This window comes from Thalassospira lucentensis (assembly GCF_032921865.1).
Taxonomy (GTDB): Bacteria; Pseudomonadota; Alphaproteobacteria; order Rhodospirillales; family Thalassospiraceae; genus Thalassospira; species Thalassospira lucentensis_A.
The window spans coordinates 1,059,813-1,076,643 of record NZ_CP136684.1 but is presented as its reverse complement, the minus strand read 5'-3'; the positions used below and the strand labels follow the sequence as shown (position 1 = coordinate 1,076,643).

The 16,831-nt window shown below is 54.9% G+C and carries 14 protein-coding genes; 6 read left to right on the top strand and 8 right to left on the bottom strand.

Going from position 1 to position 16,831, the window contains the following annotated elements; translation table 11 throughout:
* Positions 1 to 9 precede the first annotated feature (9 nt).
* From argJ to R1T41_RS05580, 4 genes are all read right to left on the bottom strand, one after another.
* Positions 10 to 1,239 (bottom strand): bifunctional glutamate N-acetyltransferase/amino-acid acetyltransferase ArgJ, encoded by a 1,230-nt coding sequence (gene argJ, locus R1T41_RS05595; RefSeq protein ID WP_062951261.1) that lies wholly within the window; start codon positions 1,237 to 1,239, stop codon positions 10 to 12.
* A 146-nt stretch (positions 1,240 to 1,385) separates the two neighbouring features.
* Positions 1,386 to 2,240 carry a peptidylprolyl isomerase gene (locus R1T41_RS05590; protein WP_062951262.1) on the bottom strand — a complete coding sequence of 285 codons (855 nt, stop codon included), beginning with the start codon at positions 2,238 to 2,240 and terminating at the stop codon, positions 1,386 to 1,388.
* Between the two features lie 227 nt (positions 2,241 to 2,467).
* The gene (locus tag R1T41_RS05585; protein ID WP_317340498.1) at positions 2,468 to 3,595 is read right to left on the bottom strand and encodes a hypothetical protein; all 1,128 of its coding nucleotides are present in this window, start codon (positions 3,593 to 3,595) and stop codon (positions 2,468 to 2,470) included.
* Positions 3,596 to 3,664: 69 nt separating this feature from the next.
* Positions 3,665 to 4,765, bottom strand: coding sequence for a hypothetical protein (locus tag R1T41_RS05580; RefSeq protein WP_317340496.1), 1,101 nt, complete (start codon positions 4,763 to 4,765; stop codon positions 3,665 to 3,667).
* A 333-nt stretch (positions 4,766 to 5,098) separates the two neighbouring features.
* On the opposite strand from R1T41_RS05580, the gene secA reads away from it, so the two are divergent.
* Complete coding sequence (gene secA, locus R1T41_RS05575; protein WP_317340495.1) at positions 5,099 to 7,810, top strand: preprotein translocase subunit SecA; 2,712 nt, start codon at positions 5,099 to 5,101, stop codon at positions 7,808 to 7,810.
* A 159-nt stretch (positions 7,811 to 7,969) separates the two neighbouring features.
* Positions 7,970 to 10,009: a tetratricopeptide repeat protein gene (locus R1T41_RS05570; protein WP_317340494.1), complete on the top strand. Its 2,040-nt coding sequence runs from the start codon at positions 7,970 to 7,972 to the stop codon at positions 10,007 to 10,009.
* Between the two features lie 11 nt (positions 10,010 to 10,020).
* Here R1T41_RS05570 and R1T41_RS05565 read toward each other — a convergent pair whose 3' ends face one another.
* Positions 10,021 to 10,896: an alpha/beta hydrolase gene (locus tag R1T41_RS05565; protein ID WP_317340493.1), complete on the bottom strand. Its 876-nt coding sequence runs from the start codon at positions 10,894 to 10,896 to the stop codon at positions 10,021 to 10,023.
* A gap of 92 nt (positions 10,897 to 10,988) precedes the next feature.
* Here R1T41_RS05565 and R1T41_RS05560 point away from each other — a divergent pair, with 92 nt between their 5' ends.
* The 4 genes from R1T41_RS05560 (at position 10,989) to R1T41_RS05545 (ending at position 14,247) form a co-directional block, all read left to right on the top strand.
* Entirely contained in the window at positions 10,989 to 12,482 is a 1,494-nt protein-coding gene (locus tag R1T41_RS05560) for an ankyrin repeat domain-containing protein (RefSeq protein ID WP_317340491.1), read from the top strand.
* An 89-nt stretch (positions 12,483 to 12,571) separates the two neighbouring features.
* Positions 12,572 to 13,003, top strand: coding sequence for an 8-oxo-dGTP diphosphatase MutT (mutT, locus tag R1T41_RS05555; RefSeq protein ID WP_062951283.1), 432 nt, complete (start codon positions 12,572 to 12,574; stop codon positions 13,001 to 13,003).
* 58 nt (positions 13,004 to 13,061) lie between these two features.
* Positions 13,062 to 13,823, top strand: coding sequence for a competence/damage-inducible protein A (locus R1T41_RS05550; RefSeq protein ID WP_317340489.1), 762 nt, complete (start codon positions 13,062 to 13,064; stop codon positions 13,821 to 13,823).
* An 82-nt stretch (positions 13,824 to 13,905) separates the two neighbouring features.
* Positions 13,906 to 14,247: a hypothetical protein gene (locus R1T41_RS05545; RefSeq protein WP_062961312.1), complete on the top strand. Its 342-nt coding sequence runs from the start codon at positions 13,906 to 13,908 to the stop codon at positions 14,245 to 14,247.
* A gap of 49 nt (positions 14,248 to 14,296) precedes the next feature.
* Here R1T41_RS05545 and R1T41_RS05540 read toward each other — a convergent pair whose 3' ends face one another.
* The 3 genes from R1T41_RS05540 to R1T41_RS05530 all read right to left on the bottom strand — a co-directional run bounded on the left by R1T41_RS05540 (position 14,297) and on the right by R1T41_RS05530 (position 16,767).
* Positions 14,297 to 14,548 carry a hypothetical protein gene (locus R1T41_RS05540; RefSeq protein WP_062951286.1) on the bottom strand — a complete coding sequence of 84 codons (252 nt, stop codon included), beginning with the start codon at positions 14,546 to 14,548 and terminating at the stop codon, positions 14,297 to 14,299.
* A 29-nt stretch (positions 14,549 to 14,577) separates the two neighbouring features.
* Positions 14,578 to 15,267: a 5,6-dimethylbenzimidazole synthase gene (gene bluB / locus R1T41_RS05535; protein WP_317340486.1), complete on the bottom strand. Its 690-nt coding sequence runs from the start codon at positions 15,265 to 15,267 to the stop codon at positions 14,578 to 14,580.
* 102 nt (positions 15,268 to 15,369) lie between these two features.
* Positions 15,370 to 16,767, bottom strand: coding sequence for an autotransporter outer membrane beta-barrel domain-containing protein (locus tag R1T41_RS05530; RefSeq protein WP_247794669.1), 1,398 nt, complete (start codon positions 16,765 to 16,767; stop codon positions 15,370 to 15,372).
* Positions 16,768 to 16,831 lie beyond the last annotated feature (64 nt).

Here is a 16,831-nt window from a genome sequence, read left to right as displayed (position 1 = left end):
TTGGATCAATCAGCTGCGATAATCGGCATTGATCGAGATATAGCCATGCGTCAGATCGCAGGTCCAGACGGTGGCCTTGCCATCGCCAAAGCCGAGATCGACGTCGATGTCGATATACTGGCCCTTGATGTGGGCTGCGACCGGGGCTTCGTCATAATCGGCAACGCGTTCACCGTTTTTCGCAAGAACGATGCCGCCGATTGAAACGGTCAGTTTGTTCGGGTCAGCCTGAACGCCGCATTTGCCGACCGCCATGACGATACGGCCCCAGTTGGCGTCTTCACCGGCAATCGCGGTTTTGACCAGCGGGGAGTTTGCAATCGCCTTGGCGGTGATTTTGGCCTCTTTTTCGCTGATGGCGCCAGTGACATTGACGGTGATGAATTTCGAAGCCCCTTCACCGTCGCGGACCACCTGATGGGCCAGATCACGCATCACGTCTTCAAGGGCGGTTCTGAAACCGGCCAGTGCCGGATCATCAATACCCGAAACGGTGGCATTTCCCGCCTTGCCGGTTGCGGCCAGAAGGACGGTATCGGATGTCGAGGTATCGCTATCGACCGTAATCGCATTGAACGACCGGTTGGTGCAATCGGCCAGCAGCGCCTGAAGCAGGTCATGGGGCACGGCGGCATCGGTAAAGATGAAGCCCAGCATGGTGGCCATGTTCGGCTCGATCATGCCTGAGCCCTTGGCAAAACCGGCAATCGTGACCTTGGCGCCATGGATGGTGGCGGTGGCCGATGCGCCCTTGGGGAAGGTATCGGTGGTCATGATCGCCTTGGCGGCATCAAGCCAGCCGGATTGGTTCGCCAGAAGGTCGGGCAGGGCATCGGTAATGCGGTTTGCAGTGGTTGGTTCGCCAATCACACCGGTGGAGGCGGTGAAGATTTCGGTCTTGTCGCAACCCAGTGCCTTTGCGGCGGCTTCGACTTTGTCTGCGACGAATTTTTCGCCTGCCTTGCCCGTAAAAGCAACCGAGTTGCCGGCATTGACAAAGAATGCCCGACCGGTGCCGCCTTTAAGCGCCTCGCGTCCCCAGCGAACCGCGGCCGATGCCGTGGTCGAGGTGGTGAAGACACCCGCAACCTGCGTGCCCGGTTCCAGTTCGGCCAGAAGGACATCGGGGCGGCCCTTGTATCGGATGCCAAGGGTTACGGTATGCAGTTTGACACCGGAAATTGCCGGAAGATCGGGAAAACCGGCCGGAGCCAGCGGAGAAAGCGAAGTCGCAACCATCTGTTCAATTTCCTTCGTTGAACGTGATCAAGCCATTAATTCAAAGGTAGCGCATTTGGAACGGTTGGATGATAAAAAAACGGGGTGAAGCCCGATGGCTCACCCCGTTCTGGATCCCAGCTTTGAAACCGTTTAAGCCGTACGGCTTAGTTTTTCGGGGTTTCTGCGCTGTCGTCTGCGGCCGGGGCTTCGGTGTTGTTCACCACCTCGGCATCGGATCGGAGTTCCTCAATCAGGTCCTGAACGGCCTGCTGGGTCACTTCGGCTTCCATCTGCTGACGGATTTCTTCAAGGCTTGGCTGGACGCCGTCCTTTTTCTCTTCGACCAGGATCACGTGCCAGCCGAACTGGGTCTGAACCGGTTCTTTGCTATAGGTGCCCGGCTCCATCGAGAAGGCTGCCTCGGCGAACGGTGCGACCATGTCGCCCTTGTTAAAGAAACCAAGATCGCCGCCATTCGGAGCGGACGGGCCGGTTGATTTTTCCTTGGCGAGTTCGACGAAATCGGCACCGCCATCAAGCTCGGCAATCACGGCTTTGGCGTCTTCTTCGTTTTCCAGAAGGATATGACGCGCGTGAACCTGCGGCTCCGGCTCGTTGGTTTTGATGAATTCGTCGTAATGGGCCTTGATCGCGTCGTCGGTGACTTTCTCTTCGATTGCGCGCTCAAGATAGGTTTCGGCAACGATACGGCGTTCAAGGGCTGCGAGCTGTTTCTTGACCTCTTCGTCGTCGGCAAGACCCGCGTCCTGACCGGCAAGCATCAGCAGGCGCTGATTGATTTCGCGGTCGACAAGCATCGGCTTGAGCATTTCAAACGGGAGCTGGCGATACTGTTGGGGCAGGCCCTGTTGCGTCGCGCGCACTTCGGATTCCAGGATTTCCTCGCCATTGACGGTTGCCAGAACCTGGTCTTCGGCCGGTGCAGCGTCCTGAGCCATAACCGGGCTTGCAAACATAACGGTCGCAAGTGACGCAGCGAGTAGGGTTTTGCGCAGCATATTTTCTCCAGACTTTCATTTTAGGGGGATTTTGCCCCATGCCTCACCCCACGGATAAATCACATCCGTTCGCGACACACAAGGGTTCCCCTCGGGTGTCACGGTTTTTTCAAAGCAATCTGGCTAAAATGTGAAATGCTGATGTAGCGCGGAAAACATAATAGCCGCGAATTGGGGGCTTTAATGTTCTTCCCTGATGGGTTGTGGCGCAGATCGGCAAATGACAGCTAGGCACGAACGTCAAAAAAGACTTCGCCAACAGTGCCGGTGCTGCCGTCATCACGTTCAAAACCGGCACTGGCCGCGAGAACACCACCGACCAGTTTCTGATCAAGCGGGGTGATGAAAGTCAGATCAATCGCGGAAATTCCGGCATCGGCTAGATTGGTGGTCGAACCATCAGCGCGCAGCAGAATCAGGGACGAAAAAACATCATCGTTGCTGTCTATCCGGCCATCTTTGTTGCCGTCATATTTGGCAAGTTCGGCAAAGCCGTCTTTTGCACCATTCTGATCGCCGAACAATTCGGTACCATCATTGATGATGCCGTCATGGTTGCGATCAAGCGCAAGCAGGGCGTCATTCCCTGTGATCCATGCGGTGCGGTCCTGCGTGCCATCACCATTGATGTCAAATATCCTGCCGTCTTCTAAGCTGGTGATGTCGATCCCGTTGCCGTCAAGATCAAGGATCAGCGGGTCCTGCTGGGTAATGCCGATGATTTCAACGCGGATCTGTTCGACGCGGGCGTGAAATTCGCTGATCGAGATGCTGCCACTGCCAAGGGCGTCGGAAAAGCGGGCTTCGATCTGTTTCATATCGATATGGATGCTTTGCGACACCATCGAAAAGGCCGCACTGCTGCCGCGTTCGGCAAAACCATTGGCCAGTGCCAGGCCAAAATCACGCGCCATGGCGGCGGGGCTGCCATCAATACCGGCAGCAGCCGCCATATCACCCTCAAGCCCCTTGGTCAGGGCATTGGCCATTTCACGGGCCTCGGCCGGGGGAATGCCCAGCATGGCGAGTACGATGAAAGCATCACGGTTCATTCTTGTCGCCGCATCGCCAAGCGTTGCGCCGACGGCACCGGTCAGTTTTTCGATTGCCGTTGGGGGCACAGGATTGGAAAGGGCACCATCGCCGAGTGTTTCATCAAGGCGCAGATTGATCCGCAGGCTTTCATCGATCTGATCGATGATGCGGCGTCCTTCGCGAACATTTTGCGGTTCCGGGACCGGGCGGTTTTGCCGCGTGTCGGGCTGAATGTCGGCGGCCGAAACACGACGGGACGTTGCCAGCAAATCGGCGGATCGTCCCTGGGTGCTGTTATTAAACGACGGGTGTCCAAACATTCAGCGCCTCCTTCCTGAAGGGCTGCGGGACGGGAGCGGCAATTGCGGCCCCATCCCGTGCTGCTATGGTCAGGCCAGAACGTCCTGTTCCTGGCTTGGGTCAATTACGGAAACGGTTTCACCGTTCGGCAACTGGAAGGTGGCACCGTTTTCATCCTGCCCGAAACGGCCCATCGGCATCAGCATGTCGACCGACAGTTTCAGCATCGGATCACCAGAACCGTCTTCGGCCATGGTTTCGGTCACACCACGTACGACCAGGGTTGCCTGTTCCATGATCTGGGCATTGAGTTTCGCCATGCGGCTGGCGAGAATTTCCTGCATGCTGGCATCTTCGGTGGTGCCATCTGCATTTTCTTTGCCCTCGGCTGCCGGTGCGGCCCCTGTGGTATCAAGCATCAGATCACGGATGAATTCGGCGACTCCGCTGCCTTCCATGTCAAACAGAAGACCGCCATTGCCCGCACTGGCCGGATTGCCGAGCATATCGACCAGATTACCGCCGCCAAGGCCGTTCATGACGGCGCCAAGCGCACCCATCGCAGCCCCCATGCTGTTGCCGATGGCAACGGCTTCGGTTCTGACGATCTGAACCTTGGACGCTTCGTAATTGAACGAGAATTCGCCGGTTTCGCTGTTGATGTTGATATCAAGGGACTGCATTGCCATCATCGCGGATTCGGAAACCCCGACACCGGCACCATTCGCCCCGGCATAAGAGATTTCGGTGCGCGAGTGACTTGCGATGGCCTGCTGGAAGGAGAAATCGATCTGGCCGTCATCAGCAGCCATTTCGCGGATTCCCCTGAACATCGCGTTGGTCGCGGCAAGGGCTTCCTTGTCATCCATTCCGGCCAGTTTGAACATTTCGACCATGTCATCCTTGATCAGTTCAAGGGCAGCGTCGAGCGCCTTGGCGAAAAGTTCATCGGTGGTCATCGGTTCGGATGTCAGAGACTTTGAACCGGCCGGTTGCAGATTTTTATCCGCATTGCGTGCAGCAACGGCATCTTCGGACAGATCCACAGGGTCAACAACCGGATGCTGTTTCGAGCCGGTCTGTGTCGCACCGTTGCCCGAAGGATTCCCGGATGTGGCAATCGGCTGACGCGTATCGGTCAGTGAAGACTGTCCCTGTCGAAAGGGATTAAGCGTGGAGAAATCCACCATTTCCTCCTCCTGAGGCTTCTTTCGCGCAAGGGGTTGAGCCCTGATATGTCGCGAAAAAGATGAGCTACTTGCTCTCTAATTCAAAGTTGAACACCGATCATACGTGTTTTTTGCGATTTCCTCAAGCATGAAGGAAGTGACATTCGCGAGTACAGGCAAGGGTTGTGCAAGTCGGCCCCTTTGGCCCGGACTTTTGGGGGCCATAACAGCCCGAACATTAGCGATAATGGTTCGTTCCGTTGACAGATGGCAGACAGGGTTCTATCTGTGATCGGGCCTCGGTATATAGCCGTTGCCCCATAACTGTTTTTTCATTTGTTCAGGAACGTTTTAATGCTCGGCGTAATTGCCCGGAAAATTTTCGGTTCAGCTAACGATCGTGAAGTCAAAGCCCTGCGGGCCACGGTCGAGCAAGTCAATGCCCTGGAACCCGAAGTCGAAAAGCTTAGTGACGACGAACTGCGCGCCCGTACCGATTGGCTGCGCGAACGTCTGTCGAAGGGCGAGACTCTGAAGGATATTCTTCCTGACGCATTTGCCACCGTCCGCGAGGCGGCCAGGCGTGTGCGCGGCGAACGTCATTACGATGTCCAGCTTATGGGCGGCATGGTTCTGACACTTGGCAAGATCGCCGAGATGAAAACCGGTGAAGGTAAAACGCTTGTTTCGACCCTTCCGGTTTATCTGAACGCGATCGAAGGCAAGGGCGTTCACGTTGTTACGGTCAACGATTACCTTGCGCGTCGTGATGCGGAATGGATGGGGCAGGTCTACGGCTTCCTGGGGCTGAGTGTTGGCGTGATCATGCATGGCATGACCGATGACCAGCGTCGTTCGGCCTATGCGTGCGACATTACCTATGCCACCAATAACGAGCTGGGCTTTGATTATCTGCGCGATAACATGAAGTTCCGCCTTGAAGACATGGTGCAGCGCCCGTTCAACTTTGCCATCGTCGATGAGGTTGACAGCATCCTGATCGACGAAGCGCGTACCCCGCTGATCATTTCCGGCCCGGCCGAAGACAGTTCGGAACTGTATCGCGCGATTGATGCGTTGATCCCGAAACTGACCGAGGACGATTACGAGAAGGATGAAAAGGCACGCGCCGTCACCCTGACCGAAGATGGTACCGAGAATGCCGAGCAGCTTTTGCAGCAGATGGGCATCCTGACGGAAGGGACGCTTTATGACGTTGCCAACGTGCATCTGGTGCATCACGTCAATCAGGCGCTGAAGGCGCACAAGCTGTTCCAGAAGGATACAGATTACATCGTCAAGGACGACAAGGTCGTGATCATTGACGAGTTCACGGGGCGTATGATGGAAGGCCGCCGGTATTCCGATGGTCTGCATCAGGCACTGGAAGCCAAGGAAAAGGTCAAGATCCAGAACGAAAACCAGACTCTGGCCTCGATCACCTTCCAGAACTATTTCCGTCTTTACCCGACGCTTGCGGGGATGACCGGTACGGCGATAACGGAAGCCGAAGAGTTCGAGGAAATCTATAATCTTCAGGTTGTTGAAATCCCGACCCATCGCCCGATTGCCCGTAAAGACGCCGATGATGAAATTTATCGGACGGCCAAGGAAAAATGGAACGCGATTGCCGATCTGCTGGAAGATTGTCATAAGCGCGGCCAGCCGGCCCTTGTCGGCACGGTTTCGATTGAAAAATCGGAAATTCTTGGCGCGTTGCTGAAAGAACGCAAAATCCCGCACGAGGTCCTGAACGCCAAGCAGCATGAACGCGAAGCGTTCATCGTGGCACAGGCCGGTGCGCCGGGCGCGATCACGATTGCAACCAACATGGCCGGTCGCGGGACCGATATCAAACTTGGCGGCAACGTTGAAATGCGTGCCGAGATCGAGCTTGCCAATATCGACGACGATGCAAAGCGTGCCGAGGGGATCGAGCGGATCAAGGCCGAAGTGAAGGCCGATCAGCAGAAGGTTCTGGATGCGGGTGGTCTGTTCGTGATCGGTACCGAACGCCATGAATCGCGTCGTGTCGATAACCAGCTTCGCGGTCGTTCCGGTCGTCAGGGTGACCCGGGTGGTTCGAAATTCTTCCTGTCGCTTGAAGATGACCTGATGCGTATTTTCGGGTCCGAGCGCATGGACGGGATGCTTCAGAAGCTTGGCCTTCAGGAAGGCGAGGCGATCTATCATCCGTGGATCAACAAGGCGCTTGAAAAGGCACAGCAGAAGGTCGAGGCGCGCAACTTCGACATTCGTAAGAACGTGCTGAAATTCGATGATGTCATGAATGACCAGCGCAAGGTTATTTATGAACAGCGCCGCGATCTGATGCAGGCCAAGCATGTTGCCGAAGATGTGGCCGACATGCGCAGCGAAGTCGTCGAAGACCTCGTGACCAAATACTGCCCGGAAAAGGTTTATCCGGAACAGTGGGAAGCGGCCAGCCTGCATGAAGAATGCACGCGTCTGTTTGGCCTTGATCTTCCGGTGACCGACTGGGTCAAGGAAGAAGGCATTGATGTCGAAGTCATGCGCGAGCGGATCGAGCAGGCGGTTGAAAGCAAGATGGCAGCCAAGGTTGCCAATTATGGCGCCGATATCATGCGCCAGGTCGAAAAGAGCCTTGTTCTTCAGCTGCTGGATCAGACATGGAAAGAGCATCTTCTGGCGCTTGATCACCTGCGTCAGGGCATTGGTCTTCGCGCCTATGGCCAACGCGATCCGTTAAACGAGTTCAAGCGCGAGGCGTTCAACCTGTTTGAAGGCATGCTGGTGACATTGCGTGAACGTGTGACCCAGATGCTGTCGCATGTTGAATTGCAGTCCACCCCACGCCCGGAAGACCTTGAACCACGTCGCGCACCGCAGGAAATGCACGAAAATCACCCGGAACCCGAAACCATGGCGGGTGAAGGTGGTGACAGTGCAACGGTCCATTCGCGTGCGGCATCGGGCAATGTTGATCCCAACGATCCTTCGACATGGGGCCGTGTTGCACGTAACGCCGCATGTCCGTGCGGATCAGGCAAAAAGTACAAGCATTGCCACGGTCAGCTGGCGTAAGTCAGAAATCATAAATTAATAAAAAGCCCGGATTGTTGATCCGGGCTTTTTTCATGATGATAGAAGCAAATACTGCCAAAATGGGACAAAGAGACCGAGGGGCTCTATGTTTGGGGCAGGATGTTGAATTGTTAAATTGCGTTATGCGGGGAACGGGACTTGAAGCTTTCATTTGATCAGGTCAGGCGTCGGGCGAAATCACTTGAACGTCAGGGAAGCAAGGACGAGGCGATCAAGCTTTATGAAGAGTTCCTGGAGGCTTATCCGAAAAATGAGCGGGCCCGAAAAGCACTTGCCGAGCTTAAACTGCCAGCGGCAATCGCCAAGGGTTCGTTGCAGGATAAAGTGACCGAAATTCGCAGGCTGTTTGATAGCGGGCAGATCGAGGCGTCATTTGATGCGGCGAATGCGGTTGTGAAAGAAGCCCCGAATTCCGGCGTGGTGTGGAATCTGGTTGGCGCGGCGGCCTTTGGTTTGAAGAAATTCGATATTGCCGAGCAGAGTTTCCGCAAAGCGGTTGAACTGGAGCCGGAAATTACCCAAGCCCACGCCAATCTGGGGGTTTTGCTGTATCAGCAGGAAAAGCTTCAGGGGGCGTTGGAAGCCTTTGCCAACGCAATCAAAACCAATCCGCAATATGCCGAAGGATATAACAGCATTGGCGGCATTTACCATAAATTGGGTAAATTTGACCAAGCTGAGAAATATTATGTTGGTGCGATACAGGCCAACAAAAACTATGCCGAAGCCTATTACAATCTGGGCAATACCTTCTTTCAGAGAGGCAAGATCAGTGCGGCGCAGCAAAGCTTCAGTTTTGCGGCACAGGTGCAGGGCGAGAATATGCCCGCCATGTCGCAAAAGCTTTATATGCAGGCGCTGTTATGTGACTGGTCGGGGATCGCCGATTTTGCCAAGCTTGCGCCGCGTATCGGTATTGAAGGCGATGCAGTGGAGCCGTTTTCCATGTTGTCATACGATGACAATGCGGAACGTCAGCAGAAGCGTGCGGCCAATACGATCCGTAAACGTTATCATGTGAATACGGTGCCGTTGCCAGAGCGACCGGTCGCCCGACCGGAGAAAATAAAGATCGGTTATTTTTCAGCCGATTTTCACGATCACGCGACGCTTATTCTGATGATCGGATTGCTTGAGCATCATGATCGCGAGAAGTTTGAAATTCATGCCTATAGTTATGGGACCGTCAAACAGGGTGTCAAACGGGACCGGTTGCACAAGCTTGTTGACAGCTTTGTCGATATTTCAGTGGCGTCAGATCCACAGATCGTGGCGGCCGTCAGGCAGCAGAAAATTGATATCGCTGTTGATCTGAAAGGCTTTACCAGGCAGGGGCGCAGTGGGCTTTTTGCATATCGTTTGGCACCAATACAGATCAGCTATCTTGGCTATCCGGGGACTCTTGGCGCGGATTTCATGGATTATATCGTTGCCGACAAAGTCGTCATTCCAGAGCATCTGCGACGGTTTTACACCGAAAAAGTGATCTATCTTCCTGATAGTTATCAGCCCAATGATCGTAACCGTATCATTCCTGAAACAACCAAGACGCGAAGCGAGCTCGGCCTGCCGGAAAAGGGTTTTGTATTCTGCAGTTTCAATAGCAACTACAAGATCACGCCCAGAGAGTTCGATATCTGGATGCGGCTTCTGGCCAAATATGATGGCAGTGTTCTTTGGCTGTTGCGTGCCAATGAAGGCGTTCAGGAGAACCTGTTGCGCGAGGTCGAAGCCAGAGGGATTGCACGGGAACGGATCGTATTTGCCGAACGGTTAAAAGAACCTGAGCATCTGGCGCGCCACAAACATGCTGACCTGTTCCTTGATACATTTAATGTCAATGCGCATACAACGGCAAGTGATGCGCTTTGGGCCGGGCTGCCGATGGTGACAAAAGCCGGGGAAAGTTTTGCGGCGCGTGTTGCTGCAAGCTTGCTGCATGCGGTTGGGTTGCCTGAACTGGTGGCAGAAACCGAAGCACAGTATGAGGCATTGATCATTGATCTGGTGGAAAATCCTGAACGGCTTGGTCAAATCCGCCAGCAGTTGATTGATACGCGATTGACCGTGCCGTTATTTGATTCGGCTGCTTACACCAAGCATCTGGAAAAGGCATATGAAACGGCATATGACCGTTATTTCGAAGGCAAAGCCCCCGATCATATTTTTGTTTCTTGAGGTTGCGGCACTTATTGTGCTGCGGGGATGTTTCGATATGGGGGTGTGTGGTCGGAAAGGAATGCGGTTATAGGATCCAGCACGGCCCGGTTTTCTGTCAGGATACTGCCGAGTGCAATGAGGGTTCCGGCGTGGCCGGTGTCGTCGATTTCAATTAGTTTTGCATCCGGGGCAAGTTCCGCCAATCGTCGGGAATTGCGGGGGTAGACCGTATGATCACGCGTACCCGTGATCAGAAGCATCGACGGCATGTGTGACAGGTCCTGTTCGACCGGCTGGCTTTGGGCAGCAGGGGTTTCGCCAAAGGCAATCCGGGTTGCCTTAACATCGTAGGGATAGAAATCATAAGGGCCGGAAAGCCCGATGATGCCTGCAATGTCGTTGGACGACATGCCCACAGATGCCAGATAGGACTGATCGGCCACCAGTTGAACCGCGTTATAGGCACCGGCGGAATGACCAGCCAATATCATCGGGTTTGCGGTGATGCGGTCGGGATGTTGATTGCCGTACTGCTTCATGAAGGCGAGTGCCCTGGCGCCGTCTTCGATAAATTCGGGGAAACGGATTTGGGGCACCAGCCGGTAATCGGGGATGGCCACCGCGTAGCCCATATCGGTAAAGCGTTTGGCGACGAAGGCGTATTTTGCCTTGTCACCCGAATCCCACGATCCGCCATAAAACCAGACGATCAGGGGGGCCGGTTTTGAGCGGTCGGGCGGCAGATAGAGATCAAGTTTCTGGCGATCATCATCGCCGTATCGCAGGTCGGCAACAGTCGGGTGATAGTCCCCTGCCTGAAGGTGATTGAATGCGGCGAGTTTGTCGCAGGCCGCCAGAAACAGGGCTGCGATCAGGGCATTTGCCGTCAGTTTGAGTACGCGCATTGTCACCGTAAAACAGATATTATCGATTTGGATTTAAAGCTTATACGCAAAAGCCCGCCATCGGGATTTGTTTCATTTCAAGGGTGTTAGACGTGCATCGCAATTCGGGTTTGATGACTTTGGCAAGAACGCTGGTTGTGATGCCGGTTCTGATCGCCTTTTCATCCGCGGCATTCGCAGACAATGACAATGAGGCTTATGAAGCTGCGGTTGCCGGTATGGCAGAAAATCCGCAAGCCGCAGAGAAGGCGGTTAAGGGCCGGTCGGACGGTGTCGGATTACTGGACCGGATATTGTTTTTATATGCGTTCAAGGACCAGAGCCCGGCACGCGATCGTGAAATTGCCGCCTTGCAAGACCGGGTCAATGAAGACGTCATTCCGTTGACTGACGAGCTGGAACGTAGTGTGCTGGGGGACTTGCAAAGCTTTGACGGATCAATTGAAAGCATGTTGCCGACGATCACGCTGGCGTCGAGCAGCGGTTATGCGAATACGGATTCCGCGTTTTACGCCATTCCCTGTGCGATTTTGCAGCGACAGCCGGGGCTTCTGGATGCAACCCGACCGACATGGGGCGGCAATCGCGACAATTTCATGCCGCGTTCGGGGTGCCAATGGGGGCGCGGGGCGGTTGCGGGCTATCCAACCGCGCTGATGGATGCCTATGTTGATGCGGCTTATCTGGCCAGTGGGGATATGTTTGCCCCGGAAAACGGAACGATACGTTTTGCGCATATGGCGGGGCAAAGTCACGATCTTGAGATGGCGATGCTAAAGCCTGATGAATTGCCGTCTGCCCCGGCGGGATCACGCAAGCCGTTCGAGGTCTGGTCGTATCTTTCACCCGCCAACCGGGATGTATTCAACGCGATTGAAACCGTACGGATACCGGCGCAGGATGCGTTGATTACCTATTGGGTTTCACGCGGCGAAAGCCGGGATATGGCGGTTAAAATCGCCCGCGATACCCTGTTTTCCGTGGTGTATGGGGCCGATTGCGATACGCCGGTACCGGTTGATGCGATGCGTGTGATGTTAATCGAAAACCGCCCGGTTGCGGATATCGTGGCGATGGCAACGCGCGGTGCGGGGCAGGATGGAAATCTGTTTGCCCGATGTGCGGCTTATGGTGGCATTGATCCGTTATTGCATGTTGCGATGATGCGATCCGACAGTGCGGAAATCCTCGATATTTTGTCGCAGAACGGTTATTTCACCGATATCGAGGCACGCAATGATTTTGGCAAAACCGCCTTGATGGCCGCCGCCCAGCAGGGCAACAGCCCGGCGGTAAGATGGTTGTTGGACAAGGGGGCGGATGTTCAGGCGCGAACAAATGCCACGGATAAATGGGAATATCCCCGCCATGGGGAACGAACAGCATTGCATTATGCTGCGGCCGCAGGGGACGCTGCGGTCGTGAAGATGCTGATTGCGGCCGGGGCCAAGACCAATGCGGTTGATGATGAAGGGTTTTCGGTGCGCGATTACCTGATCGGGCGGGAAGATTTGCCGGGGAACGGGGCGGTTTCGAGCGAAGATCGTGCGATGATTTTGCGATTGCTGGACGGGCAAAAGGGTTGAGCCGATTTCGGTCAAATGCGGCACTTGGCGAAAGCAGACTTGCAGGATAAAACAATCGCATGAGCATTCAGAATCCAGATAGAGGCTGCATGTCGGTGGACCTGCGGCAGGGGAAAATCCCGGAAAGAACGGTGTTTGTCAGTGCGGTGGCGCTGGTGGATGCCGATCATCGCGTATTGATCGCCCAGCGCCCCGAAGGCAAATCGATGGCGGGGCTGTGGGAGTTTCCGGGTGGCAAAGTCGAGGCGGGCGAGACGCCGGAAATGGCGTTGGTGCGCGAGCTTAAGGAAGAGCTTGGTATCGACATCACCGAAAGCTGTCTGGCACCTTTTACCTTTGCATCATTTACCTATGACGATTTCCATCTGATGATGCCGCTTTATCTGTGCCGGGTCTGGAAGGGGGAGATTACTCCGATGGAAGGCCAGCAGGTCAAATGGGTGCGCCCGATCCGGTTGGGTGATTATCCGATGCCGCCGGCCGATGTGCCGCTGGTGGCGATGTTGCGCGATTTTCTGTGACGATCCGGCTGGTGCCGCCGGTCGTATCAAATGACGAATTCAAGTTTGCGGGGTTGTGATGTCTGAAGCGGTTCGGGCCTGTCTGATCATTATCGGCAATGAAATCCTTTCGGGGCGAACCCATGACAAGAACCTGCCCTATCTGGCGGAAGAACTGAACAAGCTTGGCATTCGGTTGTCGGAAACCCGCGTCATTCCCGATATCGAAACCACGATCATCGAAACGGTCAATGAATGCCGGGCAAAGTTCGATTATGTCTTTACCACCGGCGGCATCGGCCCGACTCATGATGATATTACATCACCCTGTGTTGCGCGGGCCTTTGGGGTCGAGATTGAACTGAATGCACAAGCGCATGAATTGCTGAAAAGCCATTATGAAAATCCGGCTGATCTGAACGAGGCGCGGCTTCGCATGGCGCATATTCCGGTCGGGGCAGAGCTGATTGATAATCCGATATCCAAGGCACCGGGTTTCCGGATGGAAAATGTCTATGTCATGGCCGGTGTGCCGATGATCATGCAGGCTATGTTCCAGGGGATCAAACATCAGCTGACCGGCGGGCGGCCAATGGTTTCGCGGTCCATCGGGGGATATATCCCCGAAGGCACGATTGCCAAGGTGCTGGGCGAAATCCAGCATGATTTCCCCGATACCGATATCGGATCCTATCCGTTCCTGCGCGAGGGGAAACTGGGCACGACGCTTGTGGTGCGGGGCGAAGAGGCCAAGGATGTCGATCTGGCATCCGAGCGCATCCGGGCTGCGATCATCGAGCAGGGCCGCGAGGTTATCGAGGATAGCGGCGCGGTTTCGTAAACTGTGGATTGCGATTGATCATTTTGGCGATGCTATAATTCCGGCTATGACAATCCGATGATGTCGCGTTGGAGGAACCAGCATGACGGGCAAGTCAAACGACACGGATGAAATTCGTAACAGCAAGGCTGCGCGCGAAGCCCGTTCCATTATCAAGTTCATGATCGAACATACCGCCTATGGCGGGTTCGGGGCGCTGGTATTTGGCTCCTTGGTGCTGTTTTTTGACATTGGCGGGATTTATAGCCTGGCCATGGCATCACGTGATGCGCCGATCTTTATCATGCTGCTGTTTTTCGGGTTGTTCATCACGTTTGGCGGTATCAGCCTTGGCATCGGGATCATGAATTTGGGCGGGTTTTCCGATAATGACAGCTATGACGACGAACGAAAAAAGCATCGTGATGATCGGAACGGATCATAAAAAAAGGCGCTGATGATTTCAGCGCCTTTTGCCATCTAGCGAACCGCGATCAGGGCCGATCCGCACCACTGCGCGAACGCAGTATTTTGGCGATGATCATGCCGCCGATCCAGAATGCCAGCGGTACGACAAAGATATAGTCAAACATCGGATGCGTGGTATCGCCCCCGGAAATTGCCAGAATGTAACCAACCCACGCTGCGGTCAGAAGATAGCCCATGATCTTGAAGTAATGACCATTGGGCAGGCCTTTTTTTGCGGGTTGTTCGGGGTTGGTTGGTTGGCCTTTATCGGCGGTCATCGGGATTTCCTTTGATGATCGGATTCGGGTTAGCGTTCAAGCGTCAGGTCAGCGGGATTGATGCGATCCTGCCAGCCCTCGCGGACGAGTTCGGGAACGACATGGTCTTCTTCGGGATAGCCGATGCACAGATAGGCAATCAGTCGCCAATGTGACGGTACTTCAAGCGCTTTGAGAACGGTTTCGGGTTCAAGGATCGAGACCCAGCCGACCCCGATGCCCTTGACGCGTGCAGCCAGCCACAAAAGCTGTACGGCGGCGACGGCAGAATAATCGAGCATTTCTGGCATGGTTTTGCGGCCCAATCCCATGCCAGCCTCGGTTTCCTCGTCGGCGAAAACGGCGAGCTGCACGGGGGCCTGATCCATACCCTGCAATTTCAGGGACGCATAAAGTCTGGCACGTTCGCCGTGATAGTCGTTAAGCGCCTGCTGATTGGCGCGTTCAAAACTGTCGCGGATGGCCTGGCGGCGGTCGGGATCGTTGACCTTTACAAAACGCCATGGCTGAGAATTGCCGACAGACGGGGCAAGGCAGGCTTCCTTGATCAGGTCATCAATATCGGCCCTGGGGATCGGGTCGGTGCGAAAACGCCGCACGTCACGACGCCACAAAAGCAGATTGATGAACTGCTTTTGAAAGCTGCGATCAAACACCGGCGGGGTCAGTGTATCTGTCGCGTCGGGCGTATCGGGCGCATCGCGATCGGATTGTGTCATGGCGCGAACCTGCTGGTCTTGGCGGTTTCGAATTCTTTGTGCACCCTAACCGGACAGGGATGTAACGCCAAGCCACAAGATATCAGCAAGGGGCGGAAAACATCAGAAATCGAAATGGATCGTCATCAGGCCAGAAAGATTGTTGTGTTCGGTTTCGAAGGTCAGTTTTCGCTGTACCTCGAGGCTCATCTGACCGGGAATGCCACCCCAGTTATGGGTGATGCCGCCCCCCATTTGCGAATAGGTGCTGGTATTTTCACTTGTCACGTAGGGGCTCAGGACCCCGTAGCCATAGGGCAATTCCGAACGCAGACTGAGTTCGGACCTTATGCCCTCGACCGCATCGGAATTTGGTGAAAATTCGCGGAAGCCTTCGACGGATGCCCCGATCTGCCATGGGTCATAGGCATATTCGGTGCCGGCGAAGTAGCGGCGATTGGTTGAGCGGCCATATCCCTGGTTCATCAGGGTGATGGCCTGATCCTGGCCAGCAAAGGGCACAAGGCGATGATCGCCGAGAACAAGGTTATAGCGTGCCTCGGCGGTGCTATCGAAAATCTGGTTCAAGGCCGTGCGTGCCGGTACCAGTGATCCGTCGACCGCGCGTGCGCTTTCAAATTCCTCGCGGGCGGTGATGATGTCCCCGTCAAGGCTGAGCGTGAGGGGTAGAAAGCCGAGATCATATTCGGTGCCGAAGCCGATGGAGCTCGACAATGTAGAACTATCAAGATTTTCGGCATAGCTGAGATCATCCGAACCGCCATTTAGTGCGGATTGGGTGATGGTGCTGCTGCCAATTCCGATGCTGCCGCGAATATTCAGCCATTCGGTCATGCGCGATACAAAATAGGGGGAAAATGTAACGTTGTTTTCCCGGTATAAAACCTGCCTTGCAGCGGCTTCGCTCAGCGTGCTGCCCCAACCGACACCAAGTCCGATAATCAGGCTGTCATCGACCTGATAATCGACCCCGGTATCAATCGAGATGACATCGCCGCTGAGGTTCGGGTTGTAACCGGTATCGGCAATGCGATTCTCGATATTCGTCTGGCTGCCATGGACCCACATGTTGATGGGCGTGGCCCGGCGGCGTGCCTGATTGGGGAAGGTGCCATTCGCCGTATCGAAATCAAGTTTCTTGGCAATTGATGCCAAAGCGGACCGACCGCCAAATGTTTCGATGGTTGTTGCATCACCGGTACCAAGCGCAAGTGCATTTGGCGGCTGGGCCGGGGCAGGAATCGAATTATCGAGAAAAAGAGGCCCGATTGTGCTTCCGACGAGATCTTTTTCCATCTTGTCATAGAGGCGATTGAGGTGGCGTTGCTGGTTGGCCGACCGGTTGATTGTCTCACTTCGCAGGATCGGAGCGTCAAGACGGCTGGGGCCGTCATCTTCGGCGTTGGCATGGGGAATGATTTCGTGGCGCAACAACAGGCCAAGCATGGCAAGCGCCAGACATGCTGAAATAGCCAGTGAAATGTACCTGTGCCTCTTCACGGTCAACCGGATCGCCTGTTGGATTCCTTTGGGATCGTTGCAACCTTGCCGGGGAAAAATGGGG

Coding starts and splice junctions, on each gene's coding strand:
- R1T41_RS05565 (WP_317340493.1), bottom strand. CDS start 10,896: ATGCGCGTACTCAAACTGACGGCAAATGCCCTGATCGCAGCCCTGTTT.
- R1T41_RS05585 (WP_317340498.1), bottom strand. CDS start 3,595: ATGTTTGGACACCCGTCGTTTAATAACAGCACCCAGGGACGATCCGCC.
- R1T41_RS05540 (WP_062951286.1), bottom strand. CDS start 14,548: ATGACCGCCGATAAAGGCCAACCAACCAACCCCGAACAACCCGCAAAA.
- secA (WP_317340495.1), top strand. CDS start 5,099: ATGCTCGGCGTAATTGCCCGGAAAATTTTCGGTTCAGCTAACGATCGT.
- argJ (WP_062951261.1), bottom strand. CDS start 1,239: ATGGTTGCGACTTCGCTTTCTCCGCTGGCTCCGGCCGGTTTTCCCGAT.
- R1T41_RS05580 (WP_317340496.1), bottom strand. CDS start 4,765: ATGGTGGATTTCTCCACGCTTAATCCCTTTCGACAGGGACAGTCTTCA.
- bluB (WP_317340486.1), bottom strand. CDS start 15,267: ATGACACAATCCGATCGCGATGCGCCCGATACGCCCGACGCGACAGAT.
- R1T41_RS05545 (WP_062961312.1), top strand. CDS start 13,906: ATGACGGGCAAGTCAAACGACACGGATGAAATTCGTAACAGCAAGGCT.
- R1T41_RS05590 (WP_062951262.1), bottom strand. CDS start 2,240: ATGCTGCGCAAAACCCTACTCGCTGCGTCACTTGCGACCGTTATGTTT.
- mutT (WP_062951283.1), top strand. CDS start 12,572: ATGTCGGTGGACCTGCGGCAGGGGAAAATCCCGGAAAGAACGGTGTTT.
- R1T41_RS05550 (WP_317340489.1), top strand. CDS start 13,062: ATGTCTGAAGCGGTTCGGGCCTGTCTGATCATTATCGGCAATGAAATC.